This window comes from Alphaproteobacteria bacterium (assembly GCA_035625915.1).
Lineage (GTDB): Bacteria > Pseudomonadota > Alphaproteobacteria > JACZXZ01 > JACZXZ01 > DATDHA01.
In genome coordinates this window covers 35,851-55,792 of sequence record DASPOR010000039.1, presented here as the reverse complement: position 1 = coordinate 55,792, position 19,942 = coordinate 35,851, and the positions used below count along the sequence as shown (strand labels likewise).

15 protein-coding genes are annotated in these 19,942 nt (G+C 62.6%); 9 read left to right on the top strand and 6 right to left on the bottom strand.

Annotation, left to right across the window (positions count from 1 at the left end):
• The first annotated feature begins 27 nt into the window (after positions 1-27).
• Positions 28-2,115: an NAD-dependent DNA ligase LigA gene (gene ligA / locus VEJ16_03660; GenBank protein HYB08748.1), complete on the top strand. Its 2,088-nt coding sequence runs from the start codon at positions 28-30 to the stop codon at positions 2,113-2,115.
• 11 nt (positions 2,116-2,126) lie between these two features.
• Here the strand turns inward: ligA and VEJ16_03655 are convergent, their stop codons facing one another.
• Positions 2,127-4,127, bottom strand: a complete 2,001-nt coding sequence (locus VEJ16_03655) for an aminopeptidase P family protein (GenBank protein HYB08747.1) — start codon at positions 4,125-4,127, stop codon at positions 2,127-2,129.
• A gap of 360 nt (positions 4,128-4,487) precedes the next feature.
• On the opposite strand from VEJ16_03655, the gene VEJ16_03650 reads away from it, so the two are divergent.
• Positions 4,488-4,733 carry a DUF1127 domain-containing protein gene (locus VEJ16_03650; protein HYB08746.1) on the top strand — a complete coding sequence of 82 codons (246 nt, stop codon included), beginning with the start codon at positions 4,488-4,490 and terminating at the stop codon, positions 4,731-4,733.
• A 329-nt stretch (positions 4,734-5,062) separates the two neighbouring features.
• Positions 5,063-5,563 carry a hypothetical protein gene (locus tag VEJ16_03645; GenBank protein HYB08745.1) on the top strand — a complete coding sequence of 167 codons (501 nt, stop codon included), beginning with the start codon at positions 5,063-5,065 and terminating at the stop codon, positions 5,561-5,563.
• On the opposite strand, the gene VEJ16_03640 is transcribed toward VEJ16_03645, so the two are convergent.
• The 4 genes from VEJ16_03640 to VEJ16_03625 form a co-directional block, all read right to left on the bottom strand.
• Positions 5,560-6,435: a 50S ribosomal protein L11 methyltransferase gene (locus VEJ16_03640; protein HYB08744.1), complete on the bottom strand. Its 876-nt coding sequence runs from the start codon at positions 6,433-6,435 to the stop codon at positions 5,560-5,562. The two genes, VEJ16_03645 and VEJ16_03640, sit on opposite strands and share 4 nt — an antisense overlap.
• A complete protein-coding gene (locus tag VEJ16_03635; GenBank protein HYB08743.1) occupies positions 6,432-8,669 on the bottom strand; it encodes a UvrD-helicase domain-containing protein in 2,238 nt (745 codons plus the stop codon). The genes VEJ16_03640 and VEJ16_03635 overlap by 4 nt, the downstream gene beginning before the upstream one ends.
• 220 nt (positions 8,670-8,889) lie before the next feature.
• Entirely contained in the window at positions 8,890-10,275 is a 1,386-nt protein-coding gene (locus VEJ16_03630; GenBank protein HYB08742.1) for a tetratricopeptide repeat protein, read from the bottom strand.
• A 42-nt stretch (positions 10,276-10,317) separates the two neighbouring features.
• Positions 10,318-10,914 (bottom strand): thioesterase family protein, encoded by a 597-nt coding sequence (locus tag VEJ16_03625; GenBank protein HYB08741.1) that lies wholly within the window; start codon positions 10,912-10,914, stop codon positions 10,318-10,320.
• 151 nt (positions 10,915-11,065) lie between these two features.
• On the opposite strand from VEJ16_03625, the gene VEJ16_03620 reads away from it, so the two are divergent.
• The 5 genes from VEJ16_03620 to VEJ16_03600 all read left to right on the top strand — a co-directional run bounded on the left by VEJ16_03620 (position 11,066) and on the right by VEJ16_03600 (position 16,668).
• The gene (locus VEJ16_03620) at positions 11,066-12,664 is read left to right on the top strand and encodes an ABC transporter substrate-binding protein (protein ID HYB08740.1); all 1,599 of its coding nucleotides are present in this window, start codon (positions 11,066-11,068) and stop codon (positions 12,662-12,664) included.
• Positions 12,665-12,742: 78 nt separating this feature from the next.
• The gene (locus tag VEJ16_03615; GenBank protein ID HYB08739.1) at positions 12,743-13,753 is read left to right on the top strand and encodes an ABC transporter permease subunit; all 1,011 of its coding nucleotides are present in this window, start codon (positions 12,743-12,745) and stop codon (positions 13,751-13,753) included.
• Between the two features lie 6 nt (positions 13,754-13,759).
• Positions 13,760-14,662 (top strand): ABC transporter permease subunit, encoded by a 903-nt coding sequence (locus tag VEJ16_03610; GenBank protein ID HYB08738.1) that lies wholly within the window; start codon positions 13,760-13,762, stop codon positions 14,660-14,662.
• Between the two features lie 15 nt (positions 14,663-14,677).
• Positions 14,678-15,664 carry an oligopeptide/dipeptide ABC transporter ATP-binding protein gene (locus tag VEJ16_03605; GenBank protein HYB08737.1) on the top strand — a complete coding sequence of 329 codons (987 nt, stop codon included), beginning with the start codon at positions 14,678-14,680 and terminating at the stop codon, positions 15,662-15,664.
• The gene (locus VEJ16_03600) at positions 15,661-16,668 is read left to right on the top strand and encodes a peptide ABC transporter ATP-binding protein (GenBank protein ID HYB08736.1); all 1,008 of its coding nucleotides are present in this window, start codon (positions 15,661-15,663) and stop codon (positions 16,666-16,668) included. The genes VEJ16_03605 and VEJ16_03600 overlap by 4 nt, the downstream gene beginning before the upstream one ends.
• 298 nt (positions 16,669-16,966) lie before the next feature.
• Here the strand turns inward: VEJ16_03600 and VEJ16_03595 are convergent, their stop codons facing one another.
• Positions 16,967-17,155: a hypothetical protein gene (locus VEJ16_03595; protein HYB08735.1), complete on the bottom strand. Its 189-nt coding sequence runs from the start codon at positions 17,153-17,155 to the stop codon at positions 16,967-16,969.
• Between the two features lie 64 nt (positions 17,156-17,219).
• Here VEJ16_03595 and VEJ16_03590 point away from each other — a divergent pair, with 64 nt between their 5' ends.
• Positions 17,220-19,901, top strand: coding sequence for a glycosyltransferase (locus VEJ16_03590; protein ID HYB08734.1), 2,682 nt, complete (start codon positions 17,220-17,222; stop codon positions 19,899-19,901).
• Positions 19,902-19,942 lie beyond the last annotated feature (41 nt).

Here is a 19,942-nt window from a genome sequence, read left to right as displayed (position 1 = left end):
GGGCAGCCCGGGCCAATGGAGCGAGCGATGAGCAAAGGGCGGCACGATAATCCGGTCGACAAGCTCAGCCGCGCCCAGGCGGAAAAGGAACTTGGTCGCCTTGCGCAGGAAATAGCACTTCACGACCGGCTCTATTATCAGGAGGACGCGCCGAAAATATCGGACGCCGACTACGACGCGCTTCGCCGTCGTAACGAGGCGATCGAGGCGCGCTTTCCCGACCTCGTGCGGTCCGACAGCCCGTCGCGACGGATCGGCGCTGCACCGGCCACGGGCTTTGCCAAGGTCACCCATGCAAGGCCGATGCTGTCGCTGAACAACGCGTTTTCCGAGGAGGAAACGAATGAATTCATGGCGCGGGTGCGCCGCTTCCTCGGCCTCGGTGCCGACGATCCCCTGGAACTCGTCGGCGAGCCCAAGATCGACGGGCTCTCCGTCTCGGCGCGCTACGAGCGGGGGCATTTTGTCCAGGCGGCCACGCGGGGCGACGGCATCGTCGGAGAGGACATCAGCGCCAATCTCCGCACCGTCAAGGGCGTTCCCGAGCGCCTCCACAGCACCCACGTGCCGGCCGTGCTCGAGGTGCGCGGCGAGGTCTACATGACGAAGGCGGATTTCCTTAAGCTCAATCAACACCAGGAGAAGGAAGGCAAGCCGCCCTTCGCCAATCCGCGCAACGCGGCCGCCGGCTCGCTTCGCCAACTCGATCCGAAGATCACCGCGTCGCGACGCCTTTCGGCGTTCTTCTACGCCGACGGCGAGCTGAGCGAGTCGATCGCCTCGACTCAGTGGGATTTCCTGAAGGCCCTCCGAAAGCTCGGCTTCTCCACGAACCCGATTGCGCGCCTCTGCCCGACCGTCGACGACGCCCTGACGCTCTACCGCGAGATCGGCGAGGAGAGAGCCGAACTCGACTACGACATCGACGGGGTCGTCTATAAGGTGAACCGCTTCGATTTCCAGGAGCGGCTTGGCATGGTCAGCCGCGCGCCGCGCTGGGCGCTTGCGCACAAGTTTCCTGCCGAGCAGGCGACCACCGTCCTCAACGACATCACAATCCAGGTCGGGCGGACGGGCACCTTGACACCGGTCGCCGAGTTGGAGCCCGTCACGGTCGGCGGCGTCGTCGTTTCCCGCGCGACCCTCCACAACGAAGACGAGATCGCGCGGAAGGACGTCCGCATCGGCGACACGGTGATCGTGCAGCGCGCCGGCGACGTCATTCCCCAAATCGTGGCAATCGTCGAAGCAAAACGACCCAAAAGCGCCACTCCCTATGTCTTCCCGGACGAATGCCCCAAATGCGGCAGCTTGGCTGTGCGCGAGGAAGGGGAAGTGGCGCGGCGCTGCACGGGTGGTTTGATTTGCCCCGCCCAGGCGGTCGAACGATTGCGCCATTTCGTATCGCGCGACGCCTTCGATATCGACGGGCTCGGGCGCAAGCATATCGAGGCCTTTTACGCCGACGGCCTCCTCAAAAGCCCGGTCGACATCTTCAGGCTCCGCGAACGCCGTGACGACCTTATGGCGCGCGAGGGTTGGGGCAAGCAGTCGGTCGAGAACCTCTTGCAAGCGGTCGAGCAGCGCCGGCGGATCGGGCTCGACCGCTTCATCTACGCCCTGGGTATCCCTCAGGTTGGCGAGGCGACCGCGAAGCTCCTCGCTCGCACCTATCGGACGCTGCCGGCGTGGCGTCAGGCCATGATTGTGGCCGAGGACCATGCCAGCGAGGCCTATCAAGACCTCACCAACATCGAGGGCATCGGCCCTTCGGTCGCCGAGGACATCCTGAATTTTTTCGCCGAGCGGCATAATCTCGAAGTGCTCGACCGGCTGTCGCGCGAAGTGTCGGCGGAGGAGTTCAAGGTCCCGCGCACGACGAGCTCGCCAATCGCGGGGAAGACCGTCGTCTTCACGGGAACACTCGAACGGATGACGCGCAACGAAGCAAAGGCCCGTGCCGAGGCCCTCGGCGCCACGGTCGCCGGCTCGGTTTCAAAGAAAACCGACTACGTCGTCATGGGCGCTGATGCCGGCTCGAAGGCGGCGAAGGCGCGCGAACTCGGTGTCGAGATCCTGTCGGAAGAAGATTGGCTCAGGCTGATCGGCGGCTGACGGGCAGCAAGTCAAGTGCTGAGCGGGCGCGTCGCTTCCGCGAGCCAGCCGGCCGTCGCCTCGTCGACCAGCGGGGTCAGCGTGTCCCGCACGCGGATATGATAATCGTCGAGCCATCCCACCTCATCCGCGCTAAGCAGGCCAAGCTCGACGAGGTCGAGATCGATCGGTGCGAGCGTGATCGTCTCGAAGCCGAGCATCTTGCGCTCGGCCCCGGCAACGCCGTCCGCAGGCGCCACGACGACCAGGTTCTCGATCCTGATGCCGTAGGCGTCTGTCTTGTAATAGCCGGGTTCGTTCGAGACGATCATGCCGGGCTTGAGTGCGACGGTGTTCGCGACTTTCGAAATGCGCTGCGGGCCTTCGTGCACGCCCAAGAAGCTTCCGACGCCGTGTCCGGTGCCGTGGTCGAAGTCGAGGCCAGCCTGCCAGAGTGCGGTGCGCGCGACCGTGTCGAGCTGGGATCCCGTTGTACCTTCGGGAAATCGGGTGCGCGCGAGTGCTATGTGCCCTTTGAGCACGCGGGTGAAGCGATCGCGCATTTCGACACTCGGTTCGCCGATGGCCAACGTGCGGGTGACATCGGTCGTGCCATCGAGGTATTGAGCGCCGGAATCGACGAGGAAGAGCTGGCCGGGCTCGATCGGACGGCTGGTCGCCTCGGTGACGCGGTAATGCACGATGGCGCCGTTCGGCCCGGCACCTGCGATCGTCGAGAATGAAAGGCCGCGGAAAAACTCGCCCGTCCGCCTGATCGCGTGCAGCCGCTCTGCCGCCTCGATTTCCGTGATCCCACCCTTCGCCGCCTGGCGCTTTATCCAGGCGAGAAACCGCGTAAGGGCCGCCCCGTCGCGCCGATGCGCTGCACGCGTCCCGTCAAGCTCCGTCGCGTTCTTGCACGACTTGGGCAAGGCACAGGGATCGGGCCCGCGAACGACCATCGCACCGGCCTGTTCCAGCCGATCGAAGATGAAGGCGGCTGCGCTCGCCGGGTCGACCTGCACGCGCAACTTACTCGAGCCAAGTCGATCGAGCTCCACCGCGAACGCCTCGCGCGGGCTCGTTTTGACGGCGTTGCCGAGATGCTCGGCAAGGCCAGGGGCGAGCTTGCGGGGATCGCAGAAGATTTCCACCGTCGCATCGGCATGAGCGATCGCGAAGGAAAGCGGTAGCGGCGTGCAGGGTACGTCGGCGCCGCGGATGTTGAGAAGCCAAGCGATCGAGTCCGGGGCCGTCAAAACTGTCGAATCGACCCCGCTCGCCTTCAGCGCCGCCGCAAGTTCGGCGCGCTTTTCGGCCGAGGCTTTGCCGGCATAGCGCAATGCATGGGGTACGACCGGTGCGATCGGCGCGGCCGGACGACCGATCCAAACGGCATCGATGGGATTGCTCTCGCATGGTTCGACGCGCCCACCCGCCTTCGCGGCGGCCGCGGCGAAACGCTCCCGCTCCAGCGGCGTATGGAGCCATGGGTCGTAGCCGAGGGTCGCCCCGCGCGGCAGGTTCTCGGCGCACCAGGCGCTTGCCGGGCTTTCGGTCAGATGGTGAAACTCATAGAGCGCACCGTCGGCCTGGGCACGGACCTGAAGCGTATAGCGGCCGTCGACGAAAATGGCGGCCTTTTCCGCGAGCACCACGGCCAGGCCCGCCGAGCCTGTGAAGCCGGTCAACCACGCAAGGCGTTCCGCGCAAGGGGGGACATATTCGCCCTGATGCTCGTCCCCTCGCGGCACGATGAAGCCCGCGAGGCCGCGACGCCGGAGTTCGGCACGCAGCGTTTCCATACGTTTGGCATAGGACAAAGGCTTCGCATCGCGCGCCGAGCGTTCCTGGCGCATCATGGCCTCAAGTGCCAGCAGCTGTGCCGTCAGCGCCTCACTCGCCGTGGGTGTCACGAGCTGCACCCAGGCCGCCCGGTCCTCCGCTTGTGGTGCTGCGATCACGCCGTCGATGAGGCCCCGCAGGGCGGCAAGGTCTAGTGTTGAGCCATGCTTCGCCAGAAGCTTCTGCATCGCCTCGTCGCCCTGATAGGCTGCTCGACAATCTTGCACCGATGCCCTCACAAGCTCATGCGTTTCCAATGAGGGCAAGCTAGGCCCCCCAATGAGGGTAGGCAAGCCTCCCATAGCCGTCGAGGACCGAGCGGCCCGCACGACGTCAGACAATCATTGAGCCAATCATTTTTCGCAAAAAGTGACCGCGAACTATGCGTATTTGGCAATGCTGCGTTGCACAATAAAATCTGTGGATAAGAAGTTAAGATACTTATCTAGAAGGGTGCTCTCGCGCCAGGCACATACCATCGATCACGTTGCGATGTGCCCTTGAGAGCAAACGGAAGTTAGGAATGTTTGACGAGAAGGATTGAAGAAATGCGTGCAGTTGCCAAGAAGTCCTCTGTTGCGGGCAACGGGTTTGCCCGAAGGGTTGCCCAGGCGATGTTACGGGCGGTCGCCGATTGGCGCGCGCGTCAGATTGCACTTGCCGAACTTGAAGGTCTCGACAATCACATGCTTGCCGACATCGGGATTTGCCGCGGCGAAATTCCGGGGGTCATTGCGGGGACGATCCTGCCCCACCGGGCGGTGAACGAGAACGAGGCGGTCAAGGTAGCCTGAGCCCGCCCTTGCATGACGGTTTTGAGGTATTTTGCGCAGGGTGCTGAATCGCTGCCGATGCACTAGAATCTAAACCGGATTGCCCAAGACTTCTTCATTCGTCATGCCCCGGCTGGGCCGGGGAAACCAGGTCTTTCAGCGCTCCGGGCATGACAAGCGGAGAAGCCCGGGGTTACTTGTCGGACACCGCTCGCTAAAAAGTTCCTACAGCTGAAAAACCCCTTGTATCAGGTCGTTGAATGACCATATCGGCCAACGTGGGCAAGGGGATAATCTGGCGCGCAAGATGGCTCCGCAGGATATGCCTCGCGGGGATCATTGGATGCTCGATGGCGGGTGCGGTGCGCGCCGGGATCGCCTTTCCAGTCGATCCGCCGATACCGGTTCCAAAGCCCGGCACCTCCCCGACTGCCCGAACAATCGAGCTTCCTTCGGTGCTTTCGCCGTTTGCAAGTCCAGACACACCGGACGGTACGACGGCCGAAGGCCAAGCCCCGCGTGCCGATAAGCTTCCCGGCGACGCGACGGGGCAAGGCAAGAACGCCGACCTCCGCCTTGAGTTCCCCGCAGGTCCGAAGACCACCGTGACGCCGACCCTTCGGCTCGATGGCAATGGAACCACCAACCCGAATGATATCCGCGTGTCCCCACCGCGCGATCAGGAGTTCAACCCCGCTCCCGGCCTCGGTGCGAGCGTCGATCTCGGCGACGTGACGGTGGACGCGAACGTCTCGCAACCGCTCAAGGGAAGTGGGCCGCGAATCGGCCCAGATGGCCGCGTGACCAGCGACGGCACCAATGTGGGCGTCGACATGAAGATGAGATTCTAACGCTTCCTCAAGACCAGGGTCGCCCATTCGCCGAGACGATAACGACGCTCAAGCGCCAAGCCTTGAGCGCGAAAAGCGGCAACCACACCCGGAATCTGTTCCGTAAGCAATCCCGATAAGATCAATCGGCCTGGGCGGACGAGCAATGGTGCGACTTGCGGGGCCAACCGCTCGAGCGGCCGGGCCAGGATGTTCGCGACGATCAGATCGTAGGGCCGGCGGCGCCTGAGCACCGGTGCGCGCACCCCGTCGCTCCGGATCCCGTGCACGAGATTTGGAACGGCGTTGCGCGCAGCGTTCGCGCGTGCCACCGCAACCGCCACCGGGTCGATGTCCGCCGCAACGACAGGAGCGCGCCAGAGCTTCGCCATCGCGATTGCGAGAATGCCGGAGCCAGTGCCGAGATCGAAAGGGCGAGCGAAGCGGCGGCGGCGCGCAAGCCGGTCGAGCGCCATCAGGCATCCGCGCGTCGATTCGTGCGTGCCGCTACCGAAGGCGAGCCCGGCGTCGAGTGCAATCGCAACACTGCCGGCGGGCGCACATCCATCGAAATAGGAGCCGTGGACGAAAAACCGACCGATCGCGGTTGGCGGAAATTGCTTGCGGTTCTCGGCGAGCCAATCCCGCCGCGGGAGGTGCGTGATCTCGACAACCGGCGGCGCTACACCGACGGCGGCCGCCACAAGGGCGAGTTTCACGGAAATGGCGGCCCGCTCGGGCTCCGCACCCACGAGGGCTTCGAAGCGCCAGCCACACCTGTCCGCGGTCTCGAAGCAACTATGGCTTGCGGCGAGCTCACCGACCGCGTCGGCGAAGACCGCACCGGCGGCCTTCGGCACCTCGAAGGCGATCACCCAGGTGGAGGGGGTCACGCGCCAACCGGCTCCACGAAGCTCGCAATCACCATCTTCTCGCCCGCATGATCGAAGACGATCTTGAGCTTGTCGCCGTCGACGGCGACGACGCTGCCATTACCGAATTTCTGGTGAAAAACACGCTGGCCGGTGCCGAAGCTCGGCGGCGATCTCCCCGAGTCGAGACGCTGCACCTCGCCCTCGATGAGGCGCGCGCGCTGAGGCGGCGCTGGGTTCGTGCGGCCGCCGAAGGGCGACCCAGTGCGGCCGGCATAACCGAAGCTGCTATGCGTCTCCTGGGACCGGCGTTCGATTTCATCGTAACCGCCGTAGAGGCCTGGTTCGGTCGATACCTCGACGCGGTCGCGCGGCAGCTCATCGATAAACCGCGACGGGATCGCATTTTGCCATTGGTTGTGGATGCGCCGGTTGGCCGCAAAGGAGATAAAGGCGCGGTGGCGCGCGCGCGTGAGCCCGACATAGGCGAGCCGGCGCTCTTCCTCGAGCGCCGCCAAACCGCCCTCATCGAGGGCTCGCTGATGGGGGAAAAGACCCTCCTCCCAGCCGGGCAGGAATACGGCGTCGAACTCGAGCCCCTTCGCGGCGTGGAGCGTCATCAGGCTGACCTGCTCGCCGGTCGTCGCCCCCTCATTCTCCATGACGAGGCTCACATGCTCGAGGAAACCTTCCAAATTCTCGAACTCCTGAAGTGCGCGCACGAGTTCCTTCAGGTTTTCGAGCCGGCCGGGCGCCTCGGCCGATTTGTCAACCTGCCACATTGCCGTATAGCCGGATTCGTCGAGGACGGTTTCCGCAAGCTCCACGTGGCTGGCCGCGTGGGAGAGTGCGCGCCAGCGATCGAAATCGTCGAGCAGTGCCTTGAGCGCCCCTCGCGCCTTGGGCTTGATCTCGTCGGTCTCGCAGAGGCGGTGGGCAGCGGCCGCGATCGGAATGCCTTGGCGCCGCGCGAGACGATGGACGGCTTGCATCGTCGAATTGCCGATCCCTCGACGCGGCGTATTGACGATGCGCTCAAAGGCAAGGTCGTCGTCGGGCTGGGCGATCACGCGCAGATAGGCGATCCCATCGCGGATTTCCTGACGCTCGTAGAAGCGCAAGCCGCCGATCACCCGGTAGGGCACGCCGATTGCGATGAAGCGCTCCTCGAACTCGCGGGTCTGAAAGCCCGCGCGAACCAGGATTGCGATTTCGCCGAGGCTGATCTTGTTTCGCTGAAGCGCTTCGACCTCGTCGGCGACGACGCGCGCCTCCTCGTCGCCGTCCCAAAGCCCTCGGACGGAGATCGGCGTTCCCTCCTCGCCTTCGGTCCATAGCGTCTTGCCGAGGCGGCTTTCATTGTGCGCGATGAGGCCTGAAGCGGCGGCGAGGATATGCCCGGTCGAGCGGTAGTTCTGTTCGAGGCGGATAATGCACGCGCCCGGAAAATCCTTCTCGAAGCGCAGGATGTTCCCGACCTCTGCGCCGCGCCAGCTATAGACGCTTTGGTCGTCGTCGCCCACGCAGCAAATGTTCTTGTGTTTCTGCGCGAGGAGCCGCAACCAGAGGTACTGCGCGACGTTCGTGTCCTGGTATTCGTCGACAAGGAGGTATTTGAGCCGTTCCTGGTAGTCCGCGAGGACCTCCGCACTTGTCGTGAGGAGCGTGAGGCCGTGAAGCAGGAGGTCACCGAAGTCGCAGGCGTTGAGCGTGCGCAGGCGTTCCTGATATTGCGCGTAAAGCTCGACCACGCGTCCACCCGCGATTTCCCCGCTGTCGCCGGCGGGTACGCGATCGGGGGTGAGGCCGCGATCCTTCCAACGCTGAAAGACCGCGAGCACCGCGCGCGCGGGCCAGCGTTTATCGTCGACCGACTGGGCTTCGAGGAGCTGCTTGACGAGACGGAGCTGGTCGTCGGTGTCGAGGATCGTAAAGTTGGGCTTGAGGCCAATCATCTCGGCGTGACGGCGCAATATCCGCGCACCGAGTGCGTGAAACGTGCCGAGCCAAAGCCTGTCGACCGGCATGCCCAAAAGCCGCTCGATGCGCGCCTTCATCTCGCGAGCGGCCTTGTTCGTGAAGGTGACCGCCATCACCTCCCACGGCCGGGCCAAGCCCTGATTGAGGATGTGGGCAAGCCGCGTGGTAAGCACGCGCGTCTTGCCCGTGCCGGCACCCGCGAGGACGAGCACGGGACCCTCCGTTGCGAGTACTGCGGCGCGTTGCGCCTCGTTGAGGCCGTCGAGATAGGCCATCGGACGCGGCACGGGTGCGGTTTTGCGCGCGGGCAACTCGACCTCGGGAAGCGCAAATGGGTCGTCGAACGGATTGTTCTGGGGATCGGCCATCGCTCCCCCTTATATAGCATCTTTCCAGGGCTGAAAGTGCGGTGGAACCCACACCGTTCGACGTGACGGCCAGGCCCGAGGAGAGCATCCAGGCGGGATACGACGGCGCGCGGGGCAAGCCCCAACGCTACGGTTGCGCGATCAAATCCCAGGCGATGGAAATGCGCCGCTCGGTCGAGGTGAACGGCACCGTGTTGTGGAAGAAATAGCCTGGGAAGAGCAGCATACGCCCTTCTTTCGGCTGGATGCGCCGGACGATAGGTGGCGCTTCGGTGTGGAGGATGGCGGGGGGACGCCCGAGCTCGAACCAGCCGGCTTCGCCCCGCCCTGTCTCCGAGACGACCTTGGGCAAGAGCGGGTAGTAGACACCCCCGAGATAGCCGTCGTGATGAATATGCGGAACAAGGTTGCCCTCGCCTGCAAGCCGCGTAGCCCAGGCGGTCAATCGCCATTGCCTCGGAAAATTCACAAGGAACGGGTGAGGCGGCTCGCGCGGCACGGCCGCCAGATAGCCCGCGATTGCGTGGTACACCATCCGCTCGAAATCGGCCATCGGCCCGCTCGGTTCTCCAAGCAGCTCCTCGGTGATCTGCAATGCCGGGTGATGGTAAGTCGGATGGTCCGTCGGCGGCACCTTGAGGGTGGGATGGGATTCGACGGCGCGCACAAGGGCGGCGTTGAAATCGGCGAGGCTCGCATAGGCGGGTGGTGCTTCGAAATCGACGACGCGAACGAAACGGTCGAAGTCGAGGATGAAGCGCGCGGCTTTCTCATCTCCGCTTTCATTGAGCAAGATGGCCTTGAGCGCTTGCGCCTCCACACTTGCCCGATCCACGGCAAGCCACGACTCGCATTCGTCGACCGCCGCACGAAGATCGCCATGCTTCATCAGCGCGTGGATAAGATGGCTGTGTGCTGACGGCCAATCCGGCTTGAGCGTTACGGCGCGACGAAAGGCATCGACCGCCTCTCCGGGCCGAGCGGCGGCTTGCAGCGCAGAGCCGAGGCTGAATGCGCTTTCGGCCCCTCCCCCCAGGGAAAGCGCATTGCCAAAGCATTCGATGGCGCCGTCGAGGTCGCCGAGATCGCGCAACACGCTTCCGAGATTATGGCGTGCCGCCCCAAACGTCGGCTTCTCCGAGAGCGCTCGGCGATATGCGGCGACGGCATCCGGAAGGCGACCGAGGCGCTGGAGTGCGATCGCGAGATTATAATGCGCATCGGCGAAATCGGGCTTGATGGCGACGGCATCGCTATAATACTCGACCGCATCCTCGAGTTGGCCGAGCTGTGTGGCGATCATGCCGGCGAAGCTCAGGACGTCGGCCCGGTTGGGCTGTCGTACCAGGATGGCGCGACACGCCTCGAGAGCGACTCGTAACCGGCCCGTCCGATAGGCGGTCATCGCCTGCTGCTGTAGTTCTTGAATTACGGAGATGGCGGCTTCGGCCTCCGTCATTGCCGCAGAAGGCGAGGGCGCAGCAAGGCGATGCTTTTTCGCCTCCTGCCTCATTTTATGGCGTCGTTCCTTGCGCGACATCCGATCAGGTTCCAGTCACGCACTACGCTTGATGCGAATGGCGCGCCCAACTTGCGGCGGCCTCGGCAGTTTTCTATGTTCCGCCATCAGCCGCGCGAGCGTGTCAGCCGTCTCGGGCGAAAAGGGACGCGAGCGGCGCGTGCCGAGATCGACGTGAATGCTAAGGATTTCGTTGGTCGCCGCGAGATAGCCTTCGGTTGCGTGATACATGTTGTGGAAGAGCTGAACGCGCTTGGCGTCGAAATCGACGAGCTGGCTCGTACAGCGAATTGGCTCGCCCGCCTTCAGCTCGCGCTCGTAGGTCAGATGGGTCTCGAGTGCAAAAATCGAGCAATTCGTGCGTTTGATGTAGGGCGAACCGAGATCGAGAAACTCGAACACACGATCGGCAGCGTGGTCGAACGCCAACAAATAGTAGGCCAAGTTCATGTGGCCGTTATAGTCGACCCATTCGGGCAAAACAGTCTCGCGATGGAGATCAAGGGGTGCGGGAGCGGGGCCGGATCCAAGTGCCGTCGGCATGACGGGCGAGGATAGTCGATCGTGGACGGGCTGAAAACGAGAATAGCGGTCGGCGACAGTGGAGAAGAGCGGGGCCGCGTCCAGTTTCAAGGCCGCTCGCCCCCGGATTGCGCCTTAAACGGGGTTCGTAGTCCGGTTGACAGGTGCAGTTCGGACGCGCACATTTGTGCGACTGCCGCTACTCGAATGCCGCGATCACTGGGCGCGAGAGTGGGGGTGCTGTTCTCAGGGAGGTTCACAAATGAAACGACATCTGTTGGCGGCGGGCCTCGGTCTTGCGGCTGCCGTAACATTCGCCACGGGTGGGCAGGCCAAGACCTTGGTGTATTGCTCCGAAGGTAGTCCGGAAAACTTCTATCCCGCCATCAATACGACGGGCACGTCGTTCGATGCTTCGGCGCGTCAAATCTACAACCGGCTCGTCGAGTTCAAGATGGGAACAACCGAGACCGAGCCCGGGCTCGCGCAGAGCTGGGACGTCTCGCCGGACGGCCTCACCTACACGTTCCATTTGCGCAAGGGCGTGAAATGGCAGACCACGAAGAACTTCAAGCCGACTCGCGACTTCGACGCCGATGACGTGATCTTCAGCTTCGATCGTCAATCGAACAAGGACAATCCCTACTTCAAGGTGACGAGCGACAACCATACGTACTACAACGACATGGACATGCCGAAGATCGTGAAGTCGATCGAGAAGGTCGACGCCAACACGGTCCGGATCGTGCTGAACGTGCCAAATGCGCCGTTCCTTGCGAACATGGCGATGGACTTCGCCTCGATCAGCTCCAAGGAATACGCCGACGCCATGATGAAGGCTGGCAAGCCCGAGACGGTCGACCAGGAGCCGGTCGGCACGGGCCCCTTCGCGCTTGAGAGCTACCAAAAGGACGCGCAGATTCGCTACAAGGCGAACCCGACTTTTTGGCGCGGCAAACCGAAGATCGACGGGCTCGTTTTCGCGATCACGCCGGACGCATCAGTGCGCTTCGCCAAACTCAAGTCGGGCGAGTGCAACGTGATGCCATATCCCGCACCGGCCGATATTCCCGCGATGAAGAGCGACCCGAAGCTGACGGTCTACGAGCAAGCCGGCCTCAACATCGCCTATCTTGCCTTCAACACGACGAAGAAACCCTTTGACGACAAACGCGTGCGCCAAGCCCTGAACATGGCGATCAACAAGAAGGCGATAATCGACGCCGTTTATCTCGGCACCGGCATACCGGCGAAGAACCCGATTCCGCCCTCCATGTGGTCCTACAACGACGCGGTCAAAGACTATCCCTACGATCCGGCCCAGGCGAAAAAGATGCTCGCCGACGCAGGCTATCCGAACGGCTTCGAGTCGGATCTATGGTATATGCCTGTTCAGCGCCCCTACAATCCGAACGCCAAGCGCATCGCCGAGTTGATGCAGGCCGATCTCGCCAAAGTGGGCGTCACGGCCAAGCTCGTCACTTACGAATGGGGCGAGTACCGCAAGAGGCTCCAGGCGGGCGAAGCCATGATGGCGCAATTCGGATGGACCGGCGACAATGGCGATCCGGATAACTTCCTCTATACCCTTCTCGGTTGCGCTGCAGCACCCGTCGGCGGAGGCAACGCCGCCCGCTGGTGCTACAAGCCCTTCGACGATCTCGTCGTCCAGGCGCAGCAAACGTCCGATATCAAGAAGCGCACGGAGCTTTATAAACAAGCTCAAGTGATCTTCAAAGAGGAAGCACCGTGGTACACCATCGCGCACGGCGTGCAGACCGCCGCCACGACGAAGAATGTCGAGGGCTTCAAGTTGAGCCCGCTCGGCTACCACGACTTCTCTGAGGTGAGCCTCAAGTAGCTGTCATGATCCTGTGACGCAGGACCCGAACCGGCGGAGCGACCTCGTGCTGCTCCGCCGGCCGGCCGCAAGAAGCTGATGCTCCGCTTCATTTTCACCCGGCTAACACTGATAATTCCGACCTTCATCGGAATAACGCTGCTTGCGTTTTTGCTGGTCCATTCGGTGCCGGGCGATCCGATCGAAGCGATGTCGGGAGAGCGCGGCCTTCCGCCCGCGCGGCATGCCGAACTCCTCCATGACTACGGGCTCGACCGTCCGCTTTATGTCCAGTACTTGGTCTATATCGAGCACGTGCTGTCGGGCGATCTCGGGCTATCCCTCATCACGCACGCGCCGGTGGTCGAAGAATTCAAGGAGCTTTTTCCGGCCACGATCGAGCTTTCGGTCTCGGCGATGCTGTTCGCTATTCTCCTTGGATTGCCCGCCGGCATCATTGCCGCCGTACGGCGCAACTCGATCTTCGATCACGGCGTCATGGGAGTTTCCCTGACCGGCTATTCGATGCCGATCTTCTGGTGGGGCCTGCTGCTCATCATCTTTTTCTCGAACACGCTCGAGTGGACGCCCGTCTCGGGTCGCATCGGCGCTGAGTACGATGTCGAACCCGTGACCGGGTTCCTTTTGATCGACAGCTTGTTTTCGGACGACGAGGGTGCTTTTAGGTCGGCACTTAGCCACCTGATCTTGCCGATGATCGTCCTCGGCACTATTCCGCTTGCAGTGATCGCGCGCATGACGCGCTCCTCGATGCTCGAGGTGCTCGGCGAGGACTATATACGCACCGCCCGCGCCAAGGGATTGGCGCCCGTCTTGGTGATATGCATCCACGCCTTGCGGAATGCACTGATTCCCGTGATCACGGTGATCGGACTTTATATCGGCTCGCTTTTCGCGGGAGCCATCCTGACCGAGACGATTTTCTCCTGGCCCGGCGTGGGAAAATGGCTCGTCGAGGCGATCAATCGCCGCGACTACCCCGTACTCCAAGGGGGGGTCATGCTGATCGGCACGGTCGTGATGTTCGTAAACCTGACCGTCGACGTGCTCTATGGCTTCATCAATCCGCGCATCCGGCATACCCGGTGAACTGAAATGACGACCGACACCGAACGCCTTGCGCCAACCGCTCCCGCCCCGCCCGGACCCATTCTGGAGACGTGGCGGTATTTCCGCGCCAATGCCGGTGCTGTCGCCGGGCTGATTATAATCGGCATTATCATCTTGTTGGCGATATTTGCGGACGCGATTTCGCCTCACTCGCCCACCGCGATCCATGACGATGCCTTCCTGCGGCCCCCGTTTTGGGAGGATGGCGGATCGGCCACTTATCTCCTCGGCACCGACGCGATCGGCCGGGACATGCTCTCGCGGCTCATCCATGGAACGCGTTACTCGCTGCTTATCGGTAGTGTCGTCGTCACGATATCGCTGGTCAGCGGCGTGGTCGTTGGCCTTATCGCCGGATTCTTCCGAGGCGCGACCGAAATCATGATCATGCGCTTCATGGACATTGTGTTGACCATGCCCGGCCTGCTGCTCGCGATCGTCATCGTGGCGATCCTCGGCCCCGGCATCATCAATGCGGTGATTTCCGTTGGGATCGTGTATCTGCCTTATTTCGTCCGTGTGACACGGGCGGCCGTGATCGGCGAGCTTGCCAAGGATTATGTGACGGCGTCGCGTGTGAACGGCGCTTCGACGGCGCGGCTCATGTTCCTGACGATCTTGCCGAACTGTCTTGCACCCCTCATCGTCCAGGCGAGCTTGAGTTTCTCGACGGGCATCCTGGATGCGGCAGCCCTCGGCTTTCTCGGCCTCGGCGCGCAGGCGCCCACCCCCGAGTGGGGTACGATGCTTGCCGATGCGCGGGAATTCGTTTTGCGCGCCTGGTGGGTGGTCACGCTTCCCGGCCTTGCGATCTTGATCACGGTGTTGGCCTTCAACCTCATGGGGGATGGGCTGCGCGACGCCCTCGACCCCCGGCTGAAGCGCTGAAAGGTGAGCCCGCCCATGGCGCTTCTCGAAATCGAAAATCTCTCGGTCACGTTCGGCACGCATTCGGGCGCTTTGCGCGCGGTCGATCAAGTCAGCTTCTCGACCGACCAAGGCGAAGTGCTCGGCATCGTCGGGGAATCGGGCTCGGGCAAAAGCGTTTCCATGCTCGCCCTCATGGGCCTCATCGGATTTCCCGGCGTCGTCCGGGCCGACAAGCTGCGCTTTGACGGCCGCGATGTGCTCGCCATGAGTGCGGCCGAGCGGCGCAAGATCGCCGGCAAGGACATCGCCATGATTTTCCAGGAGCCGATGACCAGCCTCAACCCGTGCTTCACGGTGGGCTATCAGATCATGGAGACGCTCCGGATTCACGAGGGTGGTTCGCGCAAGTCGCGTCGCGCGCGCACCATCGAACTCCTCGAACAGGTCGGCATTCCGGCGGCCGCCACGCGGCTCGACGCATTTCCGCATCAGCTTTCGGGCGGGATGAATCAGCGCGTAATGATTGCCATGGCGATCGCCTGCAATCCTCGACTGCTGATCGCGGACGAGCCGACGACCGCACTCGACGTGACCATCCAGGCCCAGATCCTCGATCTTCTTCTCAAGCTTCAGCGCGAACGCGGCATGGCGCTCATTCTCATTACCCACGACATGGGCGTCGTCGCGGAGACCGCGCGTCGTGTCGTCGTCATGTATGCCGGCCAAATCGTGGAAGAGCAGAAGGCCGATTCGCTCTTTGCGGCACCGCATCACCCTTACACCTCGGCCCTCCTCGACGCACTTCCCGAGCGAAGTCACGGCGAGCGGCGTCTGCCGACCATCGCGGGCGTCGTTCCCGGCTTGAGCGACCGTCCAAACGGGTGCCTGTTCAATCCGCGCTGCCGCTTCGCCGACGATCGCTGCCGGGCCGAGCAGCCGGCGCTTCGATCGCAGAACGGTACGCGGGTGCGTTGCCATTATCCGATCGGCATGGCAGCGCATGAAGAGGCGCGCCAATGAGCGCAATTCCAAGCACCGCCGCGAGGGAAGGACCCCGGGAACCCGTCATCGAGGCGAGTGCGCTCACTAAAGTCTATAACGTCCGCCGCGGCATGTTCGCCCCGCAGGCTCAGCTTCGGGCCGTCGACGGCGTTGCCTTCCGCCTCCAACCCGGCAAGACACTCGCCGTGGTGGGTGAATCGGGGTGCGGCAAATCGACACTTGCACGCATGGTCACGATGATCGAGCCGCCAACGGCTGGCAGCCTCAAGCTCGTCGGGCAAGAGGTCGCGGGTGCGGGGCCTCCGACCATTCGCAGCTTGCGACGCAACGTGCAAATCGTGTTTCAGGATCCTTACGGTTCGCTCAATCCGCGCCGAACGGTCGGAAGCATCCTCGAGGAACCGCTCGTCATCAACACCGACATCGCCGCCGCCGAACGGATGCGGTCGGCCCGCGCGATGATGGCCCGTGTCGGCCTGCGCCCGGAACACTACGAACGGTATCCGCATATGTTTTCAGGTGGCCAGCGTCAACGCATCGCGATTGCCCGCGCCCTCATGCTGCGGCCGAGGATCATCGTCGCGGACGAGCCCGTTTCGGCCCTCGACGTCTCGATCCAGGCGCAGGTGCTCAACCTTCTGATGGATTTGCAGGAGGAATTCCAACTCGCCTATCTCTTCATATCCCATGGCCTATCCGTCGTGCGGCACATCGCGGACGACGTTATGGTCATGTATCTCGGCCGCACGGTCGAACAGGGTCCGAAAGCTCGCATTTTTGGCCGCCCGCGGCATCCCTATACGAAGGCATTGCTTGCCTCTACCCCCTTTGTCGATCCAAAGCTCCGCGCCCAGCGCGTCATGTTGAAGGGCGAACTCCCTTCCCCGTTGAACCCGCCGGCCGGATGCGCTTTCCATACCCGTTGCCCCTATGCGACCGACCGCTGCAAAACCGAGCGGCCGGAGCTTCGAACGCTGGACGATCAGCTCGTCGCTTGCCATTACGCCGAGACGATCGGCTAGACATTTTTAGTCCGAGGACGAACTCCTGCTCGCTACTTTCACGGGAAAAATGAACGGCGCATGAACGACGAACGATCCATAAGCGATGCCGTTTTCGATCATTCGAAAAAATCATCGAGCTAAGCATCGCGACTCCTCTGGACGCCGGGGCGGCCTTTTCTATATACACTGAAGGTCCATGTTGGATCGGCCGCGGCGTAAGCCGTCATTGACTGGCGTACTTTGTGACGAAGGGGTGGCGAGGAAGGCGATAACCTAGATTCGGTCTGGGCGCGGCACCGGCAGGGCAAACCGGCTTCTATTGATTTACGATCCGATTGACGCTTGAGATGAGCGGTTCGCGCGCACGCCGCAACGTTCGCTCATGGTCGAGTGCTGGATCCCGGGCAGTCCCAAAAATGACGCAACAGGCCGGCAGGGCGATGCGATAGGGTTCGCAGTACCAATCCCTGCTCGTAAGTCGGGTAAGTTCTTCTTTCTGCCCCATGGCATGCAAGGTCTCCGGCGGCGAACCGTTCGCAAACGTAATTGTGCGTCGAGAAGACAAATTAATGCGTCGCTCAAACCTGATCGTCATAGCCCTGGTAGTGCTTGCCAACCTCGCCGTGTGGGGGGCATTGAACTCACCACTCGACGTTCCATCGTGGTCGGGCAATATCCAGGGCGTGTCGTTCAGCCCCTATCGCGAAGGGGAGAATCCCCTCACTGGCAAATTTCCGACCAAGCAAGAAATCGATAATGATCTCGCGGTACTTCCCGTGGGCGCGGTGCGCACCTACAGCACTACCGAAGGTGTTCAAGACGTCCCCGGCCTTGCCGCGAAATATGGCTTGAGGGTCACCGCGGGTGCTTGGCTCGACAAGCGTACCGAACTCAACGAGCTTGAATTACAGTCGCTTGTCAGCATGGTGCGGCGCTACCCTAATATCGACCGGGTCCTGGTTGGCAACGAGGCGATTCTGCGCGCGGACGTGACCGTTCCGGAAATGATCCAGTATTTGAGGCGGGCGCGTAGCCAGATCGAGGTTCCGGTTTCTACGGCGGAGCCCTGGCATGTCTGGCTTGCCCATCCCGAACTCGTCAAGGAGGTCGACTATATCGCCGTCCATATCCTGCCTTACTGGGAGGGCGTGCCGATCGAGGATGCGGTCAAGTACATCCAGTTCCGCTACAAACAGCTCAAGGAAGAGTACCCTCACAAGCCCGTGGTGCTGACCGAGGTCGGTTGGCCGAGCAAAGGGCGCCAGCTCGGTCTCGCCCAGGCGAGCCTCGCCAATCAGGCTCGCTTCATGCGCGAGTTCCTGAATTTCGCGGACCGGGAGGGCGTCCAGTACTTCCTCATGGAGGCGTTCGACCAACCCTGGAAGGAGAAGATCGAGGGGACCGCAGGCGCCTATTGGGGACTTTATGATGCGGACCGGCACGCCAAATACTCCTTCACCGGCCCCGTCATCGAAAACGGCTACTGGCCGGCGCTGGCGCTTACCGGAAGCCTGCTCGCGTTCCCCGCCATATTGTTCTTCCTCTATCGCTGGTCGGAACTTCGCTTCGGCGGCCGACTTTTCTTCGCAACCCTCGCCCAGGCGGCCGGCTCGCTTCTGGTCTGGACCATACTTGCCGGTGCCGAGCGGTACATGACACCGGCGAGTACGGCACTCTGGAGCGTCATGGTGATCGGCCAGATCGGCCTTCTCGCACTCCTCGTGACCGAGAGCGGGCAGATGGCCGTGATGCTTTGGACCAAGCGTTGGCGCCGGGAATTCAAGCCGCTCGCCCCAGAGCCGGCTGGGCGTCTGCCCAGAGTCTCGCTTCACCTTCCGATCTACAACGAGCCACCACGCATGGTGATCGAGACGGTGAACAGTCTCGCCAAACTCGATTACCCCAACCTCGAGATTCTGGTAATCGACAACAACACCAGGGACCCGGCAGTGTGGGGGCCGGTCGAGGCGCACTGCGCAAGCCTTGGCGAGCGGGTGAAGTTTATCCATGTCGACCGGCTTAAGGGCTTCAAGGCCGGTGCTCTCAATCTTGGCCTGCGTGCGTGCGATCCCGAAGCCGAGATCATCGGCGTGATCGACAGCGATTATGTCGTGCGAGCGGATTGGCTCAAGGCCACTGCCCCCTATTTCGCCGATGAGAAGGTCGGCGTTGTCCAATGCCCGCAAGACCACCGCGACGGCGGCGAGAGCCTCTTCAAGAAGGCGGTCAACTGGGAGTATGCCGGCTTCTTCAATCTCGGGATGGTGCTTAGGAACGAATCGAACGCGATCATTCAACACGGCACGATGACGCTCGTGCGCCGCTCGCTTCTTGAAAAGCTCGGCGGCTGGGCGGAGTGGTGCATTTGCGAGGATGCCGAACTCGGCTTGCGTGTGATGCACGCGGGCTACGAGACCGTTTATATAAAGGAATCCTTCGGACGCGGTCTGACGCCGGACAGCTTCGCCGCCTATCGCGTGCAGCGCTTCCGCTGGGCTTACGGCGCCATGCAGATCATGAAACGGCACATCCGCTGGTTCGCACCGGCTGACAGGAATTTATCGCTCGCACAGAAGTTCCACTTCCTGGCCGGGTGGCTTCCGTGGCTCGGCGACGCGCTCCAACTTCTTTTCACGCTCGCTGCCCTTGTCTGGACCTTGTTCCTTGCACTCTGGCCGCGATGGTTCGAATACCCCTTGACCGTGTTCGTCGTTCCCGCCCTCGTGATGGTCGGGTTCAAAGTCGTCGAAACGCTGTGGCTGTACAAGGCGAAGGTCGATTGCGGCCTCGGCGAACGCATCGGCGCGGCGATCGCCGGCATGGCCTTGACCCATGCGGTTTCGAAGGCCGTGCTTACTGGCCTCTTCACGAAGAAGCGCCCCTTCTTGAGAACGCCGAAATGCGAAGACAAATCCGCGGTCGTCCGCGGCATCGTCGTCGCATGGGAGGAGTTCGTGCTGTGCCTGCTGCTTTGGCTCGGCGCCGTGGTGATCCTTATCGGCGACGGCACGCTCGGAAGCGGGTGGCGCAACCAGGAAGCGGTCACCTGGGCCGCCATGCTCATGGCGCAGTCGCTCCCCTATTGTGCTGGGGTCCTTGCCTCCCTCGCGAGTGCGATGCCCACCTATGCCGAACGTCGTGTCGTGAAAGCACTGCCCGCACCGGTCCCCGTACCACTCCTCACGGGCGGCATTCCCGCAACCATTACGGTGAATACCGCCCAGGACCACCAGGGGATTCGAATCTCCTAGTTTCGAGGGCGAATGCGAGCGACGCGCGAGCCATAAGCCGC